The sequence below is a fragment of the Alteromonas sp. S005 genome (genome assembly GCF_036864475.1).
In the GTDB taxonomy this organism is placed as follows: domain Bacteria; phylum Pseudomonadota; class Gammaproteobacteria; order Enterobacterales; family Alteromonadaceae; genus Alteromonas.
Window position 1 is genome coordinate 86,808 of the sequence record NZ_JAZETN010000001.1, and the last position, 25,032, is coordinate 111,839.

The 25,032-nt window shown below is 45.1% G+C and carries 15 protein-coding genes and 1 pseudogene; 11 read left to right on the top strand and 5 right to left on the bottom strand.

Features of this window, described 5'->3' with window-relative positions; all coding sequences use genetic code 11:
- Positions 1-111 precede the first annotated feature (111 nt).
- The 5 genes and pseudogenes from V7R55_RS00330 to V7R55_RS00350 all read left to right on the top strand — a co-directional run.
- The gene (locus tag V7R55_RS00330; protein ID WP_334056382.1) at positions 112-1,020 is read left to right on the top strand and encodes a substrate-binding periplasmic protein; all 909 of its coding nucleotides are present in this window, start codon (positions 112-114) and stop codon (positions 1,018-1,020) included.
- Between the two features lie 294 nt (positions 1,021-1,314).
- Positions 1,315-3,102 (top strand): PQQ-dependent methanol/ethanol family dehydrogenase, encoded by a 1,788-nt coding sequence (locus V7R55_RS00335; RefSeq protein ID WP_334056383.1) that lies wholly within the window; start codon positions 1,315-1,317, stop codon positions 3,100-3,102.
- 20 nt (positions 3,103-3,122) lie between these two features.
- Complete coding sequence (locus V7R55_RS00340) at positions 3,123-3,335, top strand: hypothetical protein (protein ID WP_334056384.1); 213 nt, start codon at positions 3,123-3,125, stop codon at positions 3,333-3,335.
- A 61-nt stretch (positions 3,336-3,396) separates the two neighbouring features.
- Positions 3,397-3,894, top strand: a complete 498-nt coding sequence (gene pedF, locus V7R55_RS00345) for a cytochrome c-550 PedF (RefSeq protein WP_334056385.1) — start codon at positions 3,397-3,399, stop codon at positions 3,892-3,894.
- A 51-nt stretch (positions 3,895-3,945) separates the two neighbouring features.
- A pseudogene (locus V7R55_RS00350) lies at positions 3,946-4,194 on the top strand (ATP-binding cassette domain-containing protein); the annotation flags it as partial.
- Position 4,195: 1 nt separating this feature from the next.
- On the opposite strand, the gene V7R55_RS00355 reads toward V7R55_RS00350, so the two are convergent.
- From V7R55_RS00355 to V7R55_RS00365, 3 genes are all read right to left on the bottom strand, one after another.
- The gene (locus V7R55_RS00355; protein ID WP_334056386.1) at positions 4,196-7,363 is read right to left on the bottom strand and encodes a bifunctional diguanylate cyclase/phosphodiesterase; all 3,168 of its coding nucleotides are present in this window, start codon (positions 7,361-7,363) and stop codon (positions 4,196-4,198) included.
- A gap of 380 nt (positions 7,364-7,743) precedes the next feature.
- Positions 7,744-9,984, bottom strand: a complete 2,241-nt coding sequence (locus tag V7R55_RS00360) for an alginate lyase family protein (protein WP_334056387.1) — start codon at positions 9,982-9,984, stop codon at positions 7,744-7,746.
- A 290-nt stretch (positions 9,985-10,274) separates the two neighbouring features.
- A complete protein-coding gene (locus tag V7R55_RS00365; protein WP_334056388.1) occupies positions 10,275-11,207 on the bottom strand; it encodes an AEC family transporter in 933 nt (310 codons plus the stop codon).
- A 275-nt stretch (positions 11,208-11,482) separates the two neighbouring features.
- Here V7R55_RS00365 and V7R55_RS00370 point away from each other — a divergent pair, with 275 nt between their 5' ends.
- The 3 genes from V7R55_RS00370 (at position 11,483) to V7R55_RS00380 (ending at position 15,848) form a co-directional block, all read left to right on the top strand.
- Positions 11,483-13,231: a sensor domain-containing diguanylate cyclase gene (locus tag V7R55_RS00370; protein WP_334056389.1), complete on the top strand. Its 1,749-nt coding sequence runs from the start codon at positions 11,483-11,485 to the stop codon at positions 13,229-13,231.
- 126 nt (positions 13,232-13,357) lie between these two features.
- Entirely contained in the window at positions 13,358-14,476 is a 1,119-nt protein-coding gene (locus tag V7R55_RS00375; protein WP_334056390.1) for an adenosylhomocysteinase, read from the top strand.
- Positions 14,477-14,642: 166 nt separating this feature from the next.
- Positions 14,643-15,848 (top strand): M24 family metallopeptidase, encoded by a 1,206-nt coding sequence (locus V7R55_RS00380; protein ID WP_334057120.1) that lies wholly within the window; start codon positions 14,643-14,645, stop codon positions 15,846-15,848.
- 26 nt (positions 15,849-15,874) lie between these two features.
- Here the strand turns inward: V7R55_RS00380 and V7R55_RS00385 are convergent, their stop codons facing one another.
- Positions 15,875-17,584, bottom strand: a complete 1,710-nt coding sequence (locus V7R55_RS00385) for a protein adenylyltransferase SelO (RefSeq protein WP_438823562.1) — start codon at positions 17,582-17,584, stop codon at positions 15,875-15,877.
- Positions 17,585-17,854: 270 nt separating this feature from the next.
- Between V7R55_RS00385 and V7R55_RS00390 the strand changes: the two genes are divergently transcribed.
- Positions 17,855-19,528, top strand: coding sequence for a Na/Pi cotransporter family protein (locus tag V7R55_RS00390; RefSeq protein WP_334056392.1), 1,674 nt, complete (start codon positions 17,855-17,857; stop codon positions 19,526-19,528).
- A 1-nt stretch (position 19,529) separates the two neighbouring features.
- A complete protein-coding gene (locus V7R55_RS00395) occupies positions 19,530-20,945 on the top strand; it encodes an MBL fold metallo-hydrolase (RefSeq protein ID WP_334056393.1) in 1,416 nt (471 codons plus the stop codon).
- A gap of 26 nt (positions 20,946-20,971) precedes the next feature.
- On the opposite strand, the gene V7R55_RS00400 is transcribed toward V7R55_RS00395, so the two are convergent.
- Positions 20,972-21,529 carry a DUF1439 domain-containing protein gene (locus V7R55_RS00400; RefSeq protein ID WP_039223459.1) on the bottom strand — a complete coding sequence of 186 codons (558 nt, stop codon included), beginning with the start codon at positions 21,527-21,529 and terminating at the stop codon, positions 20,972-20,974.
- Positions 21,530-21,771: 242 nt separating this feature from the next.
- Here V7R55_RS00400 and V7R55_RS00405 point away from each other — a divergent pair, with 242 nt between their 5' ends.
- Positions 21,772-24,927 (top strand): WD40/YVTN/BNR-like repeat-containing protein, encoded by a 3,156-nt coding sequence (locus tag V7R55_RS00405; protein ID WP_334056394.1) that lies wholly within the window; start codon positions 21,772-21,774, stop codon positions 24,925-24,927.
- Positions 24,928-25,032: the final 105 nt, after the last annotated feature.

Consider the following 25,032-nt stretch of genomic DNA (forward strand, 5'->3'; position numbering starts at 1 on the left):
CCGAAGAACATCCTCCTAAAGGAGGAATGCTATGGCGCTAAAGTAGCATTAGTAAAATCACGCTAACCCCTTAGTATGCTTAAGAAGTTCGATTGAATAAGTGGGTAAGCTGTGCAGTTAGTTAAACCTTTTCGAGTTATTTTCATTTTACTCTGCCTGATAACGGTTTCTGCGCTTTCTGCGTTCGGGGAAGCAAGATCGTTAGACGATATTAAAGACAGCGGTTTAATTAGAATTGCGGTGTACACCGACTATCCTCCATTTTCATTTATTGAAAACGACGGCCCCACAGGTATTGATATTGATATCGCCCGTGAAATCGCGAGCGCCCTTGATGTTGATCTAGAACTGATATGGATGACACCAGGTGAAACGACAGAGGACGATTTCAGAAATTACCTATGGAAGGGCCATATAATTCATCGCATTAAGGCTGATGTGATGATGCGCGCGCCTTACGACCCAAGCTTTTCTCAAAAACGTGACGACGTGGGCTTGTTGGTTAATGAGCTTGTTCATATGTTTGCCCCCTATCAGCGTGAAAGCTGGCAAATCATTCACAACACGCACACCTTGCCCGAAGTGGAAACCATGGGCATGTTTCAATATCACACGATTGGTGCGGAAATAGACAGCATTCCCCACTTTTACTTAACGTCAGCGTTTGGCGGCCGATTGCGAGAAAAAACATCGCACTATAGCTCAAACGCAGAAGCGTTTGACGCGATGAAAGCGGGAACCGTCGGAGCAGTAATGGGATTGCGCTCGCAAATATCCTACCTCAGTCAGTTTGTTGATAATGAGCAATATCGCCTTGCAAGCAACGCGTTTCCGCTTATTGGAAAGCAAAAGTGGGATATAGGACTTGCTGTTCATACTAATTATCGCGCACTAGGCTATGAAATTGGTGATGTAATTACGCGAATGGTGGTAGAGGGTGATATGCAACGGTTATTTGAGAAATACAAAACCATTTATGAGATGCCGCCCTATTTTGCGGGGCAAGAGCTTTCAGAATAAGCGCACTCTGAACGATAGCGTTCAGAACGAAAGCACTTTAGGCAATACTTCTGTGGCCATCAGCTTTATTATCTTAAGCACTGCTATCAGTATTGGAAGAACGCATTTCTTTAAAAAGACGTGAAAGCGTAAAGGCGTTAATCAAAAGGGAAAATAGCCCTTCATTCCTCCTCCTAAAGGAGGAGTCAAATCACTCCGCTGTTGCATAGGCATCGACATCCCCCCTAGCTATGCTAATCCTAACGAATAGTCTGAAACAGACCATTTATGGCCTACATGCAACTAGGAACCGTTATGAATAATAATATGCCAATTAAAAAACTTGCCCTATCTATGCTGGTTTGTGCAAGTGCGTTAACTCCTGTCCATGCTGTTGTCACCGATAAAGATATTCAAAATGACCACGTTACCACTGATGACATAGTAACGTATGGAATGGGCTTGAAAGCTCAGCGCTATAGCCCGCTAACTGCCATTAACCGCGATACAGTAGAAGAAGTACGTCCTGTGTGGGCGTTCTCATTAGGTGGTGAAAAGCAGCGGGGTCAAGAATCGCAGCCTCTGGTAAAAGATGGCGTGATGTATGTAACCGGATCTTACTCTCGAGTGTGGGCCATTGATGCGAGAACTGGTGAAGAGCTATGGCAATATGAAGCGCGTTTGCCAGACGGCATTATGCCTTGCTGTGACGTGATAAACCGTGGCGTTGCGCTTTACGATAACCTGGTCATATTTGGCACCTTGGATGCCAAGCTAGTAGCACTGGATAAAGACACGGGCAAAACCGTTTGGAAGAAAAAAGTTGAAGACTACCGAGCGGGCTACGCCATTACTGCGGCGCCTATCGTTGTTGACGGAAAAGTCATTACAGGGATTTCCGGTGGTGAGTTCGGTATCGTCGGTAAAGTGTATGCTTACGACGCGAAGTCTGGCAAACAGCTATGGGTTAGACCCACCGTTGAAGGGCACATGGGGTACTTATGGAAAGACGGTAAGAAAACCGAGAATGGTATTTCAGGCGGCGCGCCAGGTAAAACATGGCCTGCTGATTTATGGAAAACCGGCGGCGCAGCAACGTGGCTAGGTGGTACTTACGACTCAGATACAGGCTTGCTATTCTTCGGTACGGGTAACCCTGCACCGTGGAACTCTCACCTACGTCCGGGCGATAACTACTTCTCGTCGTCGCGCTTAGCTATCGACCCTAATACCGGAAAAATTGTGTGGCACTTCCAAACCACACCACACGATGGCTGGGACTTCGATGGCGTAAACGAGCTTATCTCGTTTGACTACCAGGAAAACGGCAAGACAGTGAAAGCGGCGGCAACTGCCGACAGAAACGGCTTTTTCTACGTCCTTAACCGTGAAAACGGTGACTTTATCCGCGGCTTCCCGTTTGTTGATAAATTAAACTGGGCAAAGGGACTGGATGAAAAAGGTCGACCTATCTACATTGAAGAAAATCGCCCAGGAAGCCCAGCGCAATCAGCTGATGGTAAACAAGGTGCACAGGTCGTAGCGCGTCCTGCGTTCTTAGGTGGTAAAAACTGGATGCCAATGGCCTATTCAAAGGATACTGAACTCTTTTATGTGCCTTCAAACGAATGGGAAATGGATATCTGGAACGAGCCTACCTCTTACAAGAAAGGTGCAGCGTACCTAGGTGCTGGTTTCACCATTAAATCAGTGAATGAGGACTTTATCGGCGTACTTAAAGCGATTGACCCCAAAACAGGTAAAACCGTATGGCGCTATAACAACTTCTCTCCACTTTGGGGCGGCGTGTTAACTACAGGTGGGGGTTTGGTTTGGACCGGTAACCCTGAAGGTTATCTTATGGCCTTTGACGACAAAACTGGCGAAATGGTTTACAAGTTCCAAACTGGCTCAGGTATTGTTGGCTCTCCAGTGACATGGGAAATGGATGGTGAGCAGTACATCTCTGTACTATCTGGATGGGGCGGCGCAGTGCCATTATGGGGCGGTGAAGTTGCAAAACGCGTGAAGCACTTCAACCAAGGCGGCACCGTGTGGACGTTTAAATTGCCCAAGCGCTATCAGCAGGTGGCAAAAAACTAATCACTGCTGAGCAGTAAATAGTGATTAATACATGGCCAGCGCCTGCGTGCGCTGGCCATTTTTCTTCACCTATTCATTTACCTGTTGGCAAGGTAAGTCTTCATCATTCTTATGGGCGTTATTTCGACTCTGACTTTAGCACTAACGCTGAAGCAGCAGTTGTAAAGCTTGCGCTTTCAGTGGCTATCATTGTGGCCTCCTACCAAAGGAGGAGCCTTTCAAAACCAAAGTAGAGTTACCCCTTATTTCCTCGTACGTATACTTAATTCATAGTCTTTTGAGGATGTATGAATTATGAAAACAAAAATATCGATGTTGTTTGCTGCGCTCGTGGTAACTGGCTTGTCTGGCCACGTGCTTGCACATGGAAATGTTATCCCTCAAGGAGCAGATAGCTCAGCTATGCCGCCAATCACTGATGGCGATGAGTCTGAAAATGGCTGGGTGTTTGAAAACCCATATCGAAGCCTTGATGAGGAAACCAAAACGAAGATCATCAAGTTTGGTGAATCAGCTTATGCAAATAACTGTGCAGGTTGTCACGGCTTGCACGCGCAGTCTGGCGGAATAAACCCAGACCTTCGTGAGCTCGACCCAGAAAACTTTGAAGACGACGAATGGTTCGTTGAGCGCTTGCGTTTTGGCTCGGCGAAAGGCATGCCTGCACTTGGCGGTATTCCTGAAGGTCAAACCGATCCTATCTTAGACCAAGAGACACTTTGGGCTATTAAAACCTACGTTGAAGCACGTCGCGTTGTGGCCATTGAAGAGGGTGAGATAGAAGCAGATTAGGGCGACGTCTGTTACTTAAGGTTCGGCACCGTTAAGTAGGAGAACTTTAAAATGGGAAGTATTACCTTATGGCAAGTTACAAAGAGCTTCGGCGACGTTAACATGATTAGATCGTTGACCTTAGAAATTTGAGATGGTGAATTCATCGTGTTTGTTGGGCCGTCGGGTTGCGGCAAGTCAACCTCACTACGCATGATTGCCAGCCTTGAAGACAGAACAAGTGGTACTATCGAAATCGATAATCAAGATGCGACAGGCCTGCCACCAGCACAGCGCGGTTTGGCTATGGTGTTTCAAACGCTTATATCCACTCTTCGCTTGTTTTCCATCGCTTCATCCAGCTTGGCAGGGAATCGGCGTGCATGGGGCGGGCTATGCCAAACCCTTGTGCGAGCTCACAATTCAATGCTAACAGTGATGTTCCGTGAGCAATACTTTCCACACCTTCAGCGATAACACTGCGGTTGAATGAATTAGCCAGCGCAATCACACCAGTAACAATCGTTTTATCTTCTAAGTCTTCTAACATATCCCGAACGAATGACTGATCAATTTTAATCACTTCGGCGGGCAGACGTCGTAAGTAAGTTAAAGAGGAGTAACCCGTTCCAAAATCATCAATGGCAAAAGTAACGCCAAGCTTTACACAGTCCTCCATGATCTCAGACACTTTTTTAATATTAGATAGTTTGCTGGTTTCAAGTACTTCTAACTGGATTGCTGTAGATGGTGTTTCGGGTACTTTTGAAAGTAAATGTTCTAAACGAACTGGAAAGTTTCTTTGTTGTATCTGCAATGCAGAGATATTCACACTAATTTTTATGTCTATGCCTAATTGTTTCCATTGATAATGCTGCCGCAATGACTCTTCGATAACCCATTCTCCAACGTCAATACTAAGCGGGTGATTTTCGATAAAGGGTAAAAACTCTGCCGGTGAAAGAAGCCCGCGTATTGGGTGTTCCCAGCGTATCAACGCTTCTACGCCAACGATTGCTCCGGTGCGCATATTTACTTTGGGTTGGTAGTATAGTTCAAACTCATCGTTTTTAAGCGCGTTGCCTATACTCTTAATCACTTCATGACGGGTTTTGATAGCATCCTCTGATTCAATATCAAAAAGGTGAAAACAGTTTTTACCTTTCTGTTTTGCCAAGTACATGGCTTGGTCTGCATGTCGAATCAGCTGTTCAGCGTCTGTATCGTCATTAGGGTAAACCGTTACCCCAATGCTTGCTGAGACTTTAAGTTCGTTTTCACCATACTTAACTGGTGTTGAGGCTGCTTCAAGCATGCTCTTTACAATAGGAACAAAATCTTGAGCTTGTTTTAAGTTAGTAAGTACAGCTACAAATTCATCTCCTCCAAAACGGGAAACGGTGTCTCCCGCGTTTAGTTTGTTTTTTAAGCGATGAGCCAAAGTAATAAGCAATTCGTCCCCCACACTGTGTCCGAAACTATCGTTTATATTCTTGAACCCGTCTAAATCAAGCATTACCACCGCGGCATAATTCTTATTTGTCTTACATTGCGTAAGGGCGCTATCTAGACGTTCAGCGAGTAGCGTGCGGTTAGGCAGATTTGTTAAGACATCGTAGTGAGCCATCTGCTCGAGACGATATTGCTGTTCTTTTGTTTCGGAAATATCGCTAAAAATCGCGATATAGTTTTTGATGGTGCCGTTGTCATCTCTTACTGCACTGACGGTTAACAATTGAGCGTATATTTCATGGTTTTTTCGTCTGTTCCAGATCTCCCCAGCCCAATAACCTTCATTGATAATTGACTTCCAGAGGTTTCTGTAAAATTCCGAAGACTGCTTTCCAGATTTAAACATGCTGGGCTTATTGCCCAGTACTTCGCTTCGCGAGTAGCCGGTTATCTCTTCAAAGGTTTTGTTTACGTCGATAATTTTTGCGTCTTCATCTGTAATGAAAATGCCTTCTCTGGCGTGAAAAAAGACGCTCGCTGAAAGTTTTAATTTATCTTCTAAACGTTTGTTGACTGTAACGTCTTGAACCAAAGATACAACGCTAATTACTTTGCCAGTGAAGTCTAAAATAGGTGTGCTGTACCATTCGCAGGTGACGGTTTCAAGAAGGCGAGTAATGTTGTTGTTCACCTTACGGACAGTCTTTTTGCCTTCAACAAGCAATTCGAAGACACTGTCTATTTCGTGCCGCAATTCTAGAGGGACAACTAGTTCAGATGCATGCTTGCCAATAGCTTCGTCTTTACTGTACCCAAAAATTGTCTCAGCCGACTTATTCCAATCGGTGCAAATAAAGTCAGTGTTCCAAGTTACACAACCCAAAGGTGTGTTTTCTATGTGACTGGCTAAGATGTCTCGACTTTCCTGCAACGAAATTTGACTATCTATAAGTTTTTTTTCTGCATCCAGTCGCGTTCTTGCCATCTGTAAAAAGCGCTGCTGCAACTTTTTGAGTTCAATACTGCCCTTCATTGATGAATCATTGACTTCCTTACCTTCGGCAAGTGCTTTGGTTGACTGCAAAAGGTTTTTTATGGGTAGCAAAACATTTCTTCGTATTAGCCATACTGAAACACCGATGAAGAACAAGACGATGAACGTCAGTATAAGAGTAGTTGTCGTTAACCTAGCATCAATAGCTTCGAACGTGTGTTTCAGTGGAATACCAATGGTAATGCTGATGTGCTGCCCATCATCAAATAGCGGGTGTGTTACATAAACGCGTTGATAAGTGTCTTCACTCAGAAAAGCAGTACTATCTAATGTTGTGTTCGTATATTCGCTCTTATTTAATTTTCCCTTTCCCTCTATCTCTAGTTGCGTCCCTATCAGTTCTTGCCTAGCGGGGAATGCTGCCACAATTTTGTTATCGCTATCGGTTATATAGGCCACCGTATTTTCAGGCAGATAGGATTCAGAGAGTATTTCACTCCACCAGTCGAGGGAAATAACAGCTACGGCTACGCCTACTAAACTCCCCTGATCTAGATTGATGACGGGGTAGGCAAAGTTAACACTGGTTAAATTCGTCGCCCGGTCTACTTGAAATTCACTGATTGAAAATTTACGGGTAGCGATAGCTTGTTGTATATAAGGGCGGTCGTAAACATTTACCGAACGTTTTAACTCTCGTGCATTACATAATAATTCACCATCTGCGCTTGGTACACCGAGGTTGACATAATTACTGTTTACTTTGAGTACGTTAGCAAGGAACCGACTGCACCGCGGTGAACTAGGTTGTTGCACTGCGTCGAATTGGGCTAAATTTTTTAGAAAATGTCGCGTCTCCTCAATGAGGTTGGCTTGTATTTTGGAGTGAGTTTTCGCCGTATTTACGGCTTGGCTAACAGCAGTCTTTATTGCCTGCTCTCTTTCCACGTATGCGTCGTAAGAGATGCCAATGAAGCCAGGGATAGCGATCATTAGAATGAGAATAATGACTCTTGCCTGAAGTGTTTGAAAAAATTGCGACATGTAATTCTCTAAAATCCATTTAAGCTTGAGAAGTTTTGCGAACATCAGTGGTTTTAGACATTCACAACTTTCCGAAAAAAACTATACGTGCAATTAATAATCAACGGCTGGAGTCAGTATAGTAAAAATATTATAGAACTGTCGCTAAAGATAAAATGATCAGTCTGGGTAAAATGACATACAGCACATGTAGGTAATGGCATCTACTCAACATAACGCCATGAACTTTACACTGTCTATCGAGTGTTGACGATTAGGGGCATGGGGTCAATATTAATGGTTAAAAAAACATCTAAAAGTTGAAGTTCAGGATTTAAAACAAGCAAAGCCTCGTGCGAGGCTTTGTTTCAGGTTACGTTAATATTAGTGTGAAGCGGCATTTACATATAGTAAAAGGGGCCAACCCAACTATAGCTTTCACCGTCAATCTCAACTTTGTGCTTTGCACTGCTATCATTATCGCGATTAGCGATGATAAATAGCTGTGTACCGCCTTTCACGTCGGTAATACGTACACCTGTGTAAGCATCGTTATCAAAGACAACCTCAATGCTTTTAATACTGCTTCTTGAGTTAATCGACGATTCACTCACTGGGCTGTATGAACCATGAGGTTCTACTACAGAGACAAAAAAAGTGTCTTGGGTATCATTGCGTCTTAGCGTAATAGCTGCGTCGCGACGTAGATTGAAGTCGGGATCGTTTGCGCCAATGCGAGTCAAATACACCTCGTCTTTAGCGTTGGTAACCGTAGTCAGCGTGTAGTACTTGCCATGCTGGAGCCACTGAAACTTAGTGTTGCCTTTACTCGCGTTACCTTTGCCCTCTACAAATAAATGTTGATAGCCATTGTCTTCACCAAATGGTGATAACGTGGTAGGTGACTCGTGAGTAAAGCTCTTATCAATTATCTGACCCATGTAATAGAAAGGCAGGTCATATTGATTTTTCTTATCAGAATCAACGCGTAAAATGTCTAGTACAAACGGCTTTTCAAAGTTTTCGTCTTTAATCACAGCCATAGTGCGGTGCATTAACGTACCTGGGTAGGCATTTTCTTCTGTTGCACTAACCACCTTTACGTTGTCATCTTCTGCGTTAAAAGTGAAAAGCTCAGAGTGATGTTGGCTGGCAATCTCGTACTTCCCATCAAAATGCTTTTTGCCATTTATTGATAGGGTATTATGCGCAATTGTTGTTTTAGCCCACGTGGAGTTTTCTTTTAAATAGTTACCACCGCCTTTTTGGCCAATATTTACAAAGCGAGCTAGGCCATAATCTTGCAGAACTTCCTCACCTTTTTCGTATAAAGAGAACGACAACTTATCGTAGTGACCATGACTCAAACCCTGCGCGGCATACTTAAACACCAGCGTTAGATCTTCATTGCCATATCGCAAAATCCCTACGCCGCCTTGGTCACCGTTCGGGCCATCACTTAAATTCACGGAAGACTTTACAAAGGGAACTGCTTTGCCATCTCGAATATCAATAGCGGCTTCAAGCCCCGACTCTTGAAGAAGCACTTGTCCTTGTTTCTCTACCACGCTTAGCAAGCGAGGATCTTTCTCTCCATAAAAGTAGGCGAGGTCAACTGCAGTTACCAAAGAGGCTTTCTTGTAAGACATGCCCTTTTGAGCATCGTTAAGTGGGAAGAATTCGCCGTCTGCGTCAGACAAATTAAGTAGTGCATCGATGCCTTTTAACAACACATTGTCTTTATGCTGTAGCACTTTTAAGTCTGGACGATTGTTCTCCATCGCCAGTGCAAGTATTAGGAAAGGATACATTGCATAGCGCTGATAGTAAGGGCCTTCGGTATAGTAGCCATCAGGAGAAAAGGGCTCTTCTAAATTAGCGAAAAAGCCCTTACGCTGACCCTCTACTTTAATAGTGCCGCCATCGTTGTCTTTACCGCCCACTTCTAAGCCATCGTCCTCAATACCATAAAGCGCGCGTTGAATAAGCTCTTCATCGTTCATAACAAGGCCAATCATGCCAACGGCAGCAATGCCCCAGGTACTGTGATTATGTACGCGGTTAAAAAATTGAGGGTTTTCTAATGAAATGAAATCAGCAAACGGACGGAATAAATTGTCCTCAAGCGTTCTGCGTTCATCAGCAGACAAATAATCATAGATGGCATCATAAGCTTGGCTCATGTAAACCAGCCAATTGCTGTCGTTTAGGCATTGCCAGAATAATTTACCCCGCGAATATGAGCGCTCTTGCGGGTGAAGGGGTGAGTCTTTGTACATGGCTTCATATTGAAACAACATGTCACGAATATATTTGGCGTACTTTTCATCTTGTAACACTTGATAAAGAACGCCAGCTTTTTGCGCAATAAAGAAGTTTTGTTTATGGCGCTGGTGGGTGTAGCCACCTGAAAAGTCTTTTGGAATGGGCGTATCGATACCCATAGCAATTTCGGCATCTACTTCTTGCTTAACGGTTTCCAAGCTTTTATCAAACAGAGGAACTTCACCCAAGTTGTCTCTCATTCTTTTTACGCCAGGCTCGGTAAGAATAAGGTTAGGATGAGCTTTTGCTTCGCTAGCAAAAGACGACAGGCTGATACTAACAGCTAGCATGGTAAGGCTAAATTTCTTAATGTTCATTGTATTTATTTCCTTGTTGTCAAATAGCCATTGATGAAAACAGGCAACAACGGATGTAGGGGAAAAATATTGTTATTTAAAAATGACAATTTGTAATAAACACAATAACAGAAGTTAAAGAAGAATGGAGCGGACCAATTCATCGTTTTGGTAAATTTATAAAATTAATTGGTAAGATAGATTTTGAGTGTCATTACTTTAAACGAGCAGCTCTATGTCTGGACACCTTAAAGGCGACGAAAAAAGCTCTGGCAAAGTAGTGTCGCGGAAACAGTAAAAGAGATTATGTATTACACCAGATGTAACTTGCTCAGTATCCCAAAGGCTAGAGCGGTAATAGGTAAAGATGCTAATGTGCTGACTGCGATAATGCTTGCCGCTAAACGGTAATCACCACCTAAGTTCCTAACCATGACATAACTTGCCGCAGCCGTTGGTGAAATGGCGAGAAGTAGAACAATGCCTAGCTCCATTCCTTTAAAACCAAAAGCATAGGCGAGAGCAACCAATATAGTAGGGTAAATCACACATTTACTGGTTGTGCTAAGCACGATATTAAACCAGTCACTGGAAAAAGATCGGAACTGCAGTGAGGCACCGGTACATATCAGTGCAAGTGGCAGTGTCAGTTGAGCGAAATATTCCCCTGTTTTAACTAGGGTATCTGGAAGCTGCCATTCGAAATAGGAGAAGGGTAGGGCGGCGGCAATCGATAAGATCAACGGGTTTTTCGCCATGCCGGTAATTTGGCCCATTAATGACCGTGACGTACCTTGATAAAAGTTCAGAACAAAAACCGAAAGTATATTAAATAAGATGGTAATACATCCCATATAGACCGAGGCTACAGCGAGCCCTTCTTGCCCATAGGTATTGGCACAATAAGCTAAGCCAATAATGCCCATATTGGCTCTGAAACCGCCTTGTACAACTACACCTCTGGCTTTATACGGATGCACGGTTAAATGCGTAACAATCATAAGCGCGGCAAAAACAAAAAGTGTTCCCATCACACCCACACTTATAAGCGATAGGTTGGCGGCTTTAGAAAAGTCAGCTCTTGCAATTGATAAGAACAGTAGAGCAGGAAGCGCAACGTTAAATACGAGCTTAGAGCCAGCTTCAATAAACCCTTCATTAAGCCACTTAATTCGGAAAAAAAGCCAACCCATTAAAAGAAGGATCAATACAGGAATAAGCGTACTGGTAATAAAGCTAAGCATAAAAAGAACGAACGCCTTTAAGTATAATTGCGAAATAGAACAGTAAATTGCTGCTTTGTGAATAGGCAGAAAGAGCCATAGTATGCCAAGCTTCTGTTTCTATGCATAAAGTAAATGTGTAATTACCCAAAGAAAAAGCGGTTACATTGTGTTCTAGCCAATAAACCTATTCACAATCCTTGTTAATAAGCGTAATTTAATATTTATATTAGCAAGGGTGGATCTTTTGTATCGCCGGCCCTGTCTCTGAACCCCCTATTAGAAAGAACTGATGTATGAGAGCATTTCTTTTCTTTGTTGGCTTGGTAATAGCACACAGCCTATGGGGCGGGTTTTCTGGTGCTCACGGGCACGAAGCGGCATTTGAAAATAAGATGCAGCTAGTTAATCACAAGCTCTGGATGCATTACGAGGATGGTAGTGCACTATCTGCCGAAGCCATCTTTGCTAAATATCAGCAGAATAGTTTAGTTAAAAATACTGGAAGGCAGGTCAGTTATGGGTTTACAAGTAACACCGTTTGGGGCGTGCTAGAAATTGATAAAAATAACTATAGAGGTTTTGCTAATAGCATAGCTGAGCAAAGCCATACATTGGTTCCGTTTCTTCCTCTCAAAATAGAAATAGATAACGCGTGGCTCGACAATATCGACGTCTATTTTTTCGAAAACGGCCAAAGAAAGCATCATGTTAAACTTGGTGATAACCAAGCCCATACTGCTCGTCTTGAAGATGCCCGGATGCCATTACTTTTCTATCGGTTTACTCATCCCAAAACGCTAGTAATTTTCCGGTTTGCGTCTCAGGACCCGATGACTATCCCTATTTATGTTGGACCTCCCAGAGCGGCAAAAGGTAAGTCGACGGAAAATGCGTATTTTTATGGCGCGTTATATGGTTCGCTTATTATTCTGCTGCTATATAACCTCGTCTTATATTCTTATCTCAGAGAGCAGCGTTACCTGCTTTATTCACTATATCTTTTGTCGTTTCTAGTGTTTAACTTCACCTACACCGGTCACGGTTTTTGGTGGGTATGGTCAGAGTTGGTATCCATCCAACAATGGCTAATGCCAGTGCTTATGTTCTTTTATCTATTCAGCGCGGTAAGATTCACTATCGAGTTTCTCAATACCCAGGTTTATTTGCCTAGGCTTTATCGGTCTAGGAAGTACATTTACGGTGTATTAGTTGGGCTTGCGGTAATCATTGTTCTGATTGGAGATCGCTCTTTTGCGGTGATGTCACAGTTGGTAGTACTCACGTCAATTGCTATTTGGATGCTGTGTATTGGAATACTCGCCTATCGCAATGGCGACACCCTAGCTAAGTTTTTCCTCCCCGCTATTTTGTGCGGAACGGGTGGCGCAACAGTGTCGAGTTTGGCCACGTGGGGACTTATTCCATACTCGAAATGGGCATTCAGAGGCATTGAAATTGGTATGGTGTTGGAAATGTCTTTGCTATCTATCTCACTGGCATTTAACTACAAACAAGTGCAGCAAGCACGCAGAAACGCAGAGCGCGATGCAAGGCTCGACCCTCTTACCTCGCTGTATAACCGGCGTGCTTTTGAAGATTTGGTATACCCAATTTGGGAGCTGGGAAAGCGCAGCAATAAGGTTATGTCAGTTATGCTTATTGATATTGATTGGTTTAAAGGTATCAACGATAAATATGGTCATGACATGGGTGACAAGGTGCTGAAAAAAGTCGCTGAAGAAATTAAAGGACAAGTTAGGGGCTCTGACATTACCTTTCGCTGGGGCGGCGAAGAGTTTTTAGTATTCTTACCTAATACTCGCGCTCAGTACGCTAAGCAAATAGCAGAGAACCTACGCATGCACCTGTTTACCCACGACATCAATAAATTGCTTCGAGTGACAGTTAGTATTGGCGTGGCAGGCACCTCTCCGGGCGAAGAGGATATCAATGTATTGATTAAAGAATCAGACCAAGCCTTGTATTTAGCGAAAGCTAACGGGCGAAACAAGGTGGTGCTGTGGAATGAAGGAGTTCAATAAAGAAAAAGGCCAAGAACCAAAGAAAATAAAAAAAGTAGTTGGAAATAAGAGTAAGTACCTCGCTGATTTATAAATACAACATTCTCACGTATTATTCTGTTTTTGTCTTCTCAGAGTATCCTTTTCATGTACCAAGATTTTCAAGCAGAGTTGGCGTGGGCTAGCCTTCATATGCCGCGCACTCGTAATGCCATTGCATCACTTCCCGATCTGTCGAACGTTAAACTTGCTTGCAACATGCATTTAGATTTGAAAATGGCGCCTTTGGTTGAAGGGCTACTTTCACGAGGGTGCGACATTTTTCTTACCACGTGTAACCCCACTACAGTGCAAGATGACGTGGTGTCTTACCTTGTTGATAAAGGCGCAACGGCCCATGCATGGCGTGATATGAGCGAAGCTGACTGGTCTGAGTCATTCGATAAAGCGCTGGCGTGGCAGCCTACCCATTTGTGTGAAATGGGGGCGGACCTAACTACTCGACTGCATGAAAATATAAAAGCAAACAAGCGAGTTCCGAGTATTGTATCGGGCCTAGAAGCAACGGGTTCTGGCATCAACCGCTTAAATGGTATGGCGCCAAACTACCCGATATTTAACTGGGATGATTTACCAGTAAAAGAAGGGCTTCACAACAGGCACATGGTGGGCTTAAGCGCATGGCAAACCTTTTTCCAAACCACACATTTAACTCTGCACGAAAAAGTAGTGGTTGTTATTGGTTATGGTTTGGTAGGGCAGGGCGTTGCTGCCTCGGCTAAGGCGTTCGGGGCACAGGTTCAAGTTGCAGAACTTGATCCAGCAAGAGCACTTCAGGCGAAATACGACGGCTGGCCGGTGGTTGATTTAAATGAAGCGGCTAGTCAAGCTGACGTTGTTGCCACAGCAACTGGCGCGTATGGCGTGGTGAATTCGAGTCACCTAGACAACATGAAAGACGGAACGTTTATTCTAAATGTAGGCCATGTAGCCCAAGAAATTGATGTGCCTTACCTTAAAAACAACGCTACTCACAGTGAGCCTATGCCTTATGTAAATGCCTATAAACTGGGCGATAAAACACTGTATCTTCTAGCCGACGGCTCTATGTTTAACTTAACTGCGGGCTATGGTGACAGTATTAATGCCTTTGACGTAACCCTAGCCGTGATGGCTGCGGGCATTGGCTATATTGTGCATGAAGGTGCATCAAGCGAGAAAGGTTTGTACTTACTTCCAGAAGCTGCGTGGAAAAGTGCTCTGTAAAGTAAAGCTTTAGGTACGCTGTGCAAAAGGTTTAGCCAGCTCTGGTTATCTCGACATTCCTTTTGAATGTTGTACAGTGAGCCCGTTTTAATAAATTCATATTTAAGGCGGGCTGATGATCATTCCAATAGACAATCAGCCTTATGCCAGTGTAGGGACGAAAAAAATGGGCAAAATGATAGGTACAAAAACACCACAGCAGGCTTTAGATAGCCTTCAAAACATGACAGGCGATCTGCGCCCCATAGAGCTCTCTGAATACAAAGCCCGAATTGCCAAGGCGCAGCATTATATGCAGGAAAATGGCATTGGTGCGCTTTACTTAAACGCTGGAACTAACTTAGCGTATTTTACCGGAATGCAGTGGTACGCCAGTGAGCGTTTAGTCGGTGCGCTCTTGCCTGCAAAAGGTGACCTTGTATATCTAGCTCCTACCTTTGAAATCGACTCTTTAAACGAACGTAAATTAGTGGGAGGCGATATAATTGGCTGGCAAGAGCACGAGAGCCCATATGCGCTTGTCATCGCTATGCTAGATAAACTAAATACCGCTGGTGGCGATAAACTGGGTGTGGATGAGTCGACCCAGTTTTTTATCGTAGATGGTTTGAACAAGATGCTTGGCCAATCTTGGCAAATTATCAATGGTGCAGAGGTAACCGCACACTGTCGCATGCACAAATCTGAAAGTGAACTCGCGCTTATTCAACGCGCTATGGACATGACCCTAGCTGTGCACAAAGCGACTGCTAGTATGCTTTATGAAGGTATTACTACTACTGAAGTTGAAGCATTTATCAACGATGCGCATAAGAAAGTGGGTGCCACTGGTAACTATTTTTGCATTGTGCTTTTTGGGAAAGCCACCTCGTTTCCCCACGGCGTTAAAGACCCGCAGGTATTAAAGAAAAACGACTTAGTATTGATTGATACTGGCTGTAAGGTGCACGGCTACCTCTCTGATATCACGAGAACCTATTGTTTTGGTGAGCCAACCGATAAACAACGAGCATTATGGGAAAGCGAAAAGCGCGCGCAGCTTGCCGCATTTAACGCTGCAAAAGTTGGTGTTTCCTGTGGCGATGTTGATAAAGCCGCGCGAGACAGCTTAGCAAAAGACGGCTTAGGGCCAGATTATAACTTACCAGGCTTGCCCCATCGAACCGGGCACGGCATCGGTATGGATATTCACGAATGGCCGTATTTAGTCAAAGACAATCCTCATCCGCTGGCATCTGGCATGTGTTTTAGTAACGAACCTATGATCGTAGTACCAAACGAGTTCGGTATTCGCTTAGAAGATCACTTTTATATGACCGACGAGGGCCCGGTGTGGTTTACTGAGCCTAGTGAATCTATCGACTCTTTGTAAGTAAACTAAAATAAAGCTGCTCTTTGTTACGAAGAGCAGCTGTAGTGTGCAACACCGCCAGCACTGAAAAATTCAAGTGGGCGCAGCTGGTAGTACTTATTCTCTACCTCTTTTGATTGCTCATCATAAGGCGCGGTAAGTATCTTCTGTAGTTCATGAATTTGGGTAAAGTCACCTTTCTCGGCGGCTTTATAGGCAGGAACAATAAGCCATTCGCGCCATGTGAATTTAGGGTTTGCTTTGCGCATATTCTCTGCAGTAGCAGCAATAGCGTTTGCTACATTACCTTGTGCTTCGGCGTCCTTTTCAATGCGCTCACGCCACGTTTGTAGCCATGCTTCCCACTCTGTCATAACCTCTGCTTTAGGCGGGTAGTAAAAGCTTTTCGTCAAGCTCGCCATATCTTCAGGCATTGACGATAGCTCTCGGAAAAACAGATTGTAGTCCACGCCTGTGCGCAGCATTAATTGCAGCAGCTTAATTAGCAAGTCGTGGTCGTAGCTCGCAAGGCCAAGCTTTGTTGCCCACATACTCTCCATAGCGCGTTCCATCACGCCAGAAAAACCGTCGTTAATATCGTTAAGCTTAGAGAGCTGTTCACTGTTGCCTTCAAGTAGCGGCATCAGTGAGCGACAGAACATATCAAAGTTCTTTTGCGCAGCAATAGGCTGGTTTAAAAACGAGAAGTGACGACCGCCGCCTGTCCAAGGTTGGTAGTCTGCTTCAAAAAACTCACAAAAGCCGAATGGCCCATAGTCGAGAGTAAATCCTCCTGCGGCGCAGTTGTCGCTATTAAAATTGCCCTGACAGTAACCCACGCGAACCCACTCAGATACAAGGTGAGTTAATCGGCCTCTAAATAGCTTAGCCAGCGTCACCACTTGCTCTTCAAACGGCGCAGTTGTGTCTATTTCACTTGAGTACTCTCGCTTGATAAGGTGCTTAACAATGGCTTTTAGTTCGTTTAGCGCTTCGCTGTGTTCGTTGCAGCGAGCACGCCTAGCAAAAAGCTCAATTTGCCCAACGCGCAAGAAGGAAGGGGCGACGCGGGTGGATATGGCCGTGATATTTTCGACCATCACTTCAGGTTCATAGGAATGAGAGCCTTCGCGATACCAGGGTCTGTCTACTGTGTCTGATTCAGACATAAACAAGCTCAGCGAACGTGAGGTCGGAATGCCAAGGGCGTGCATGTGTTCTTGCACTAAAAATTCGCGCACGCTTGAGCGCAATACGGCGCGCCCGTCTGCGCCGCGACAATAAGGCGTGCGACCCGCACCTTTTAACTGCATTTCCCAACGCTTGCCGTTTAATACTGCTTCAACAATAGAGATTGCTCTGCCGTCGCCGTAGCCGTTACCTGTTCTAAACGGGCACTGCTGTGTGTACTCCGTACCGTAAATAGAAAGTGCGTAGCCAGTTGCCCAACCGAAGGGGTTCATTGGTGCAGGTACATCCGACATATCACCTGAAAAAAGCTGGGTGAAATCTTTTGATGTAGCCAAGCTGTCGTCTAAGCCTAATTCGGCAAACAGCGTTTTGCTGTGCGCAATGTATGTCGGTGCAGTTAATGGGGTCGGAGTAACCGGCACATAGTGACCAGAGAACACTTGGCGCGGGTCATGGTCGTTACCATCAAGGGTTGCTTGTGGATCTGGACTGAGCGTGTCGAGCAAAGAGTAATCTACATGCTTTGCGAATTCATCTAGCGTTTTGATACGTTCTGTCACTTCCATCACCTTTTGTTGCGTAGCCGTGGTTTATTACTCATTTGCCGAGTGCTCAATCATCAAGTTGAGCCCCTGAACGGCTGTGCATTGCGTTGCTATATTTCTTCATTGTTTGACCAAGAACAAACAATGAGACTTACGCGCATTGTACTCTTATCTATACTTTTATGAAGGTATGAAGCGCCAACCGCGACTTTTATTTATTGGCGAAGTGCTCAGGAGAAATGATCAGAAATAGCGAATGGTCGGCGATGAATAAAGCAAAGAGGCTGGTAGATGGAAAGTGTCGTACTGCTGGGTAGTATAATTGGTGGGTTAGGTCTGTTCTTACTTGCCATCGGAATGATGACTGACGGGCTCAAATTGGCAGCAGGTAATGCGCTGCGCACATTGCTCGCTAAATGGAGCAAAACGCCATTTAGAGGCGTGGTGTCGGGTGCGGCAATGACCGCTTTGGTGCAGTCCTCAAGTGCAGTCACCGTGGCATCTTTAGGCTTTGTTAACGCCGGTTTACTGAGTATGCGCCATGCCTTAGGTATAGTGTACGGCGCCAACATCGGCACCACCATGACAGGCTGGCTTGTCGCAATGGTAGGCTTTAAATTAAATATTCAGGCCGTTGCTTTGCCTATGATAGGCGTAGGCATGATCCTGAAGTTATTAAAGCCCAATAGCCGTTTAGCGTCAGTCGGTATCGCCATCGCCGGCTTTGGCCTTTTCTTTGTAGGGATAGACAGTTTAAAAACAGCCTTTGAAGGAATAGTAAGTACCTTTGATCTTAGTCAGTTTAAAGCTGAAGGCGTTGAAGGTTTTCTTATGTACCTAGTGATTGGCTTTGTAATGACTGTGCTAACCCAGTCATCTAGTGCATCTATCGCGCTTACCATCACCGCGGCAACTTCAGGCATGGTGGGTATTTATGCCGCCGGCGCAATGGTTATTGGTGCAAATATAGGCACAACCTCTACGGCTATGTTCGCGTCAATTGGCGCTACCTCTAGCGCGAAGCGCGTTGCCGCTGCACAAGTTGTGTTTAACGTAGCGACCGCCGTTGTGGCTGCGCTTATTTTACCGCTATTGTTTGGGCTAATTCATTGGGTAACGGCGGTTGCAGAAATAGACGCTGACCCAGGAATCACCTTAGCCATTTTCCATACACTGTTTAATTTGCTGGGTGTGGCACTTATCTTTCCTCTGAACGACAAGCTTGCAAGCTTTCTTGAGCAGCGGTTTGTGTCTCTTGAAGAAGAGGCCTCAAAACCTAAGCATTTGGACAAAAATATTGCTCAAACCCCTGACCTGGCAGTAAACGCGCTCATCTTAGAATTGTTGTCAGTATCTGACCGCTTTTTACATGTTTACCCCAAACTATTTTCTCAACAAAGTAGTGAAATAACTGCTGTTGAAAACGACATACATGGCGTTGAGGCGCTATGCCAACACATATCGCAATTTATTGTAGACGTAGAGCGTGCAGCTTTAAGTGAAGAAACCACAAAAGCATTGGCCTCGCTCATGCGAGTAGAGCACTACATGCTATCTAGCGCGCAAAAGGCACTCGCTATTTCTGCAGTGAGCAGGCGTCGGGATGTCCTCACTAAGGCTGAGCTGGAAGGTCAACTGCTTAACTATCTATCGGTAACTAACGAGTTCATGCGTATGGTGCGTTGGAGACAATTTGATAGTAGCGATGCGCTAAGTCTTCAGTTTGACTTACTCGACAAAGAACACCACAAAGTTAAATCAGCACTTGTGATGGGGGCAACACAAGGTGACATTGCTGTTACCCAAATGACAGATGCCACTGAGTGCATGGAGTGCCTGCTGCAGATAGTACAAATGTGGGTCAAAGTCTTTGTGCGTATTCAACAAGTTGAAGACAGTATAACAACAGCAAACTTAATACACGGCGACAGTCAGAATAACTCGAAAACAATTGAAGGAGTCTGATATGGCATCACTTACTTTTTTAGGCGCAGTGGAAGGTGTAACAGGGTCTATGCATCTACTCAAAACTGAACATAGCACCTTGTTGTTAGATTGCGGCCTATATCAAGGTAGGCGTGATGAAGAGGCGAAAAACCATAAACCCTTGCCAGTGGATGTCAGTCAACTTGATGCGGTTATTCTGTCACACGCCCACTTAGACCATTCCGGGCGATTACCTATATTGTTGAGAGAGGGCTATAGCGGGCCTATTTATATGACACGGCCAACGGTTGATCTCATTGAAGTGTTGCTAAAAGATGCCGCTTCTTTGCAGGAGCGGGATGCTGAGTGGGAGAACAAGCGGCGGCAGCGTTCGGGCAAGCCGCTCATCGAACCCCTGTATCGCCAAGAGGAAGTGGACGGTGTGATGAAACTATGCATACCAACTCGCTACCACACCAAGCGTAAAATCACGCAAGACGTGGAAATTAACTTCGCTGATGCTGGGCACATTCTTGGTTCAGCAATAGTGGAAATATTTATTACTGAAAACGGTCAGACTAAAAAGCTGGTCTTTTCTGGCGATCTTGGTAATTCGCAGGCTGCATTGCTCCGCGACCCAGACATAGTCACTGATGCTGATATCGTGCTTTTAGAGTCGACCTATGGCGATCGCAACCACCGCTCAATGAAAGACACCCTTGATGAGTTTGAAGAGGTGATTTTGCAGGCCAGTGAGAATGGCGGAAACATCCTCATTCCGTCATTTGCGGTTGGGCGAACCCAAGAAATCATTTTTCGTTTAGGTGAGCTCTATCAACAGGGGAAATTGCGTCATCAAAAAGTATTTCTAGATAGCCCGATGGCCATCGCGGTTACCGAGATATATCACCGTTACCAAGATGTTTATAATGAAGAAGATTTAGACGCTATTGAAGATAGTGCTGAGCGTGCGCATAGCCACAACCAAAGCTTACATTCCTTACTGCCCATTTTAAGCTTCACAACGTCAACTGAAGAGTCTATTGCCCTAAATAAAGTTGTTAGCGGCGCCATTATTATTGCTGGTAGTGGCATGTGTAACGGAGGAAGAATTCGGCATCACTTAAAACAGAACCTATGGCGCAAACAATCTCACGTGGTATTCGTAGGCTTTCAAGCAATGGGTACGCCGGGACGAAAAATTATCGACGGGGCGACACATATTAAAATGGCTGGCGAGGACATTGTAGTTCGCGCTCAAATTCATACGCTAGGTGGGTTCTCGGCACACGCAAGTCAAGAGCAGCTCATCGGCTGGCTATCGCATTTTACTAAGCAACCGAAAGTTTACCTAGTTCACGGTGAGGACGGCGCTAAACAAGAATTGCAAAGCGCCATAAGAGAAAAAGGGTGGAATGTTACTATTCCACAACTAAACGACACGATACGCTTTTAACCGGCTTGGAAGTAACAGCCACTGTGTTATTGCTTCGGCCTAAGCGCCAGTTGGCCTTGCTCAACCGTGAGCTGTAAAGGCACGGTTGAAAGCATGCTTACTGCTTTGTTCGCAAGGTCTAAGCGATATACAGGATTAGTGGCCAAATAACCGTTGATGAGCTGCATAAATTCACCGCTCACAGGTGCCAAATTACCTTTAAAACCGCCTGCATCAATGGTGCTATCAAGTAGAGACAATGAGCGCACAAAAATCGCTTTTTCTTCATTGTCGTAATAAGGCGTGCCTTCTAAAGCAAGACTTACTTTCGCAGGGTAGTTCAACCCAAATGCACTAATACGCGCAGTGGCAATAGCGCCTAGCTGAACCACGTCTCTGCCATCTGGGCCAATGGTCGCCGTCATATCTTCCACATCTAGATAAAGAGGGATACCAGCAAGTGAGGTTTGCTTTTGCAGCTTACTCACCTGGCTATCAAGCACTTGTTCTAACTCGGCATTGGATACAGTGTAAACCGCCAATTGAGAAATAGTAGCGCAGCCCGCAAGCATGGCAGCGAAGGCAACGGAAAGTAGAATCCTCATAAAAAGTCTCTTTAGTAATTAGGTGTCGAATTACACAGTGTGAGCTACTAATGCTACCGCTGTAACAACAGAATGTATTCATTGTAAGGGCTGAGGCAACAGATGAACAACGAAATCGTTAAAGTACTACTGGGAAAAATGTGTTCGGGCATCATTAACAAAAACTTTTGCCATAACGCCCTCAACAAAGCAGTATAAGAAGTTCTTCTTATTAAAAATAAATACACGACAAGGCATTTAGTATGGTTTCACAGAGACTGATTTCTGGGAAAATGGTGGCTGCGCTTGCTATTTGCGTAAGCACACTTTCTAGTTTCTCGCATTCTGCATTCGCACTTGAAGATACCGTTAACCCTGAGCTTTTCGATAAAATGGAGTATCGATTTATTGGGCCTTACCGCGGTGGGCGCTCGGTAGCGGTTACCGGGGTTGAAGGTAATAGCAATCTTTATTTTATGGGCACCGCAGGTGGCGGTGTTTGGAAAACCGAAAACGCGGGTTTATCGTGGACAGCCATATCCGATAAAACATTTAAGGTAGGTAGTATTGGCGCAATCGCCGTTGCTCCTTCAGATCCTAATGTTATTTACGTAGGTACTGGTGAAGGCCCTATTCGAGGCGTAACCACTAGTCACGGAAAAGGTGTTTATAAATCTACAGACGGCGGTGAAACCTGGAAGCTGGTGGGTTTAGATAAACGCGGTCAAATCCCCAAAATTCGCATACATCCCACCAACCCTGATATAGCTTGGGCTGCAGTACAGGGCAATATTTGGGGGCCTAATGAAGCGCGCGGTATATTCAAAACGATAGACGGCGGTAAAACATGGCAGCATGTGTTAAAAGTGAACGCCGATACCGGCGCCGCTGACTTAGCAATAGACCCATCTAACCCCAGAATTCTTTATGCCAGCATGTGGCATCACGGCAGAACACCTTGGTTTATTAAATCAGGCGGTGAGGGCGGTGGCCTTTATAAGTCAACAGATGGCGGTGAAAGCTGGGACAAATTAGAAAAAGGACTGCCTACGCTTATCGGTAAAGTCGGTGTAGATATTGCCGCGTCTAACCCGAAGCGCCTGTATGCTATTGTCGAGGCTGAAGAAGGCGGTGTATATCGCAGTGACGATGCGGGTAAGTCGTGGTCGTTAATGAACGGCGACAACATTCTTAAAGCCCGCGCGTGGTACTACAACCACATCAAAGTTGACCCTAATGACGAAAATACTCTGTATGTGATGAATGTGCAGCTGCACAAATCTATTGATGGCGGCAAAACCTTCGAGACGGTTTCGTTACCCCATGGCGATACCCACGATATGTGGATAAACCCTGAAAATAGCTTAAACATGATCAACGCTAATGACGGTGGCGCAACCGTTACTTTCGACGGCGGTGAATCCTGGTCAAGCATTTACAACCAGCCAACGGCGCAGTTTTATCGCGTTATTACCGACAATTTAAACCCTTACTACGTTTATGGCGGGCAGCAAGATAACTCAACCATGGCAACGCCCTCTCAAACTTGGGGTGACGGCATGGGAATAGAAGACCAGTTTGCCGTGGGTGGTGGCGAAAGCGCGCATATTGCGTTTAACCCTGACGATCCAACACTGATCTACGCTACTACAATCAACGGTACATTAACCGAATATCACCGCGATACTGGGCTAACGCGGCCCATTATGCCTTACCCTGAATATGTGTTTGGCCGAAACGCACGGGATCAAAAGTACCGCACCAACTGGAATGCCCCAGTGGTAGTGTCAAAGCATGATCCTGACACCGTGTACTATGGCACGCAGATGATCTTAAAAACCACAGATCGCGGTGTGAACTGGCAGGAAATTAGCCCAGACTTAACCCGTAACGAGCCAGAAAAGCAGGGGCTGAATGGCGGTCCGATTACCAATGAACAGGCCGGGGCCGAATACTACAACACGGTTTTCTATATTGCCGAATCGGCAGTTAACAAAGGCGAGCTTTGGGTTGGAGCCGATGACGGTAAGCTGCATATAACCCGTGATGAGGGCAAAAACTGGAAAGATGTTACGCCTCATAAAAAAGAAGCGCAGGTCAATGCCATAGAACTTAGCCCTCATGCACAAGGTAGAGCTTACGTTGCGGTAGCAGGCTATAAGTTAAATGACTACACGCCTTACATTTACAAAACCGACAGCTATGGCAAGCGCTGGAAGCGTATTGACGAAGGCCTACCAGACAACGCCTTTGTTCGCGTAGTGCGCGAAGATACAGAGCGCGAAGGTATGTTGTTCGCGGGTACTGAAAGCGGCATGTTTATTAGCTTTGATGACGGTAAACATTGGCAAGAGCTAGACTTAAACCTGCCGCCTGTGGCGATCACCGATATGCAGGTAAAAGGTGATGACCTAGTTGTTGCAACCCAAGGTCGAGGCTTTTGGATTTTAGACGACATAAGCCCGTTACGCGAAGTGCACAAGTCGCTAGATAACGAAGCGATGTTTCAGTTCGAACCCGTAGATGGTATTCGCTTGCTATCTGGTGGTGGCATGACTGACCAGCCTCAAGCGAAAAACCCGACACGTGGCGCTACCTTCCGCTATTACCTGAAAGACGCATTAGAAGAAGAGCAAACGCTGCGCATTGACATATTTAATGCCGATAACGAGCTTGTTCGCACACTGTCATCTGCGCCTAGTGCATTTGAGAAGTGCGCTAAGGGGAACGAAGACGTTCGCAGCCCTGTTAAATTTAAACACCCTTCAACAAAAGCGGGTTACAACGAATTTGTATGGGATCTTCGACGTGAGCCGTTGAACTGCATCGAGAATGTAAAACTGTTTGGCGGCTGGAATGGCGCCCGTGTTATGCCTGGAGACTACAAAGCGAAAATCACAGTAGGTGAACAGGCGCAAACCCGTGCGTTTAAAGTGCTTCCAGACCCAAGGGAAGAAGCTGATAAAGCGCAGCTTCAAGTGGTTGAAAAGAGCATTCAGGCTACAGAAACCTTACTGAATGATTTGTTTGCTCACCTGCAAAAAGCCCGTGATGTGCGAGCGCAATTAAACGGCGTTTCTGAAGATAACGTAATGCTGGCAAGCGATGTATCGGCTTCAATCGAGCGCATTGTAAGTGCAATTGACGACTGGGAAGCTTTGGTTATTCAGCCAAAACATCAAACTTTTGAGGATGACATTAACTGGCCGAATATGCTCGACAGACAAGTGCGTTTCTTGATGGATAACTTCGACAGAACGGGCGCGCCTGCACAAGCTGGTGCACTAAAACGGTTAGAAGACTTAGAGTCAAAGTGGCAGCAGTATAAAGTGCAGCTAGAAACCTTGTTTGGTGAAGAAGTGAAGCCATTGAACGAAAAGCTCTCAAAGCAAGGCGCGTTTGATTTAGAGAGTTTGTAGGCTATAGGTCTACAATTTTTAGCTAAAAGATGTAAATAAAAAAGGCCAAAAGATATAATCTTTCTGGCCTTTTTTGTATACGAGCACTCGTATCATAGCGCGTGC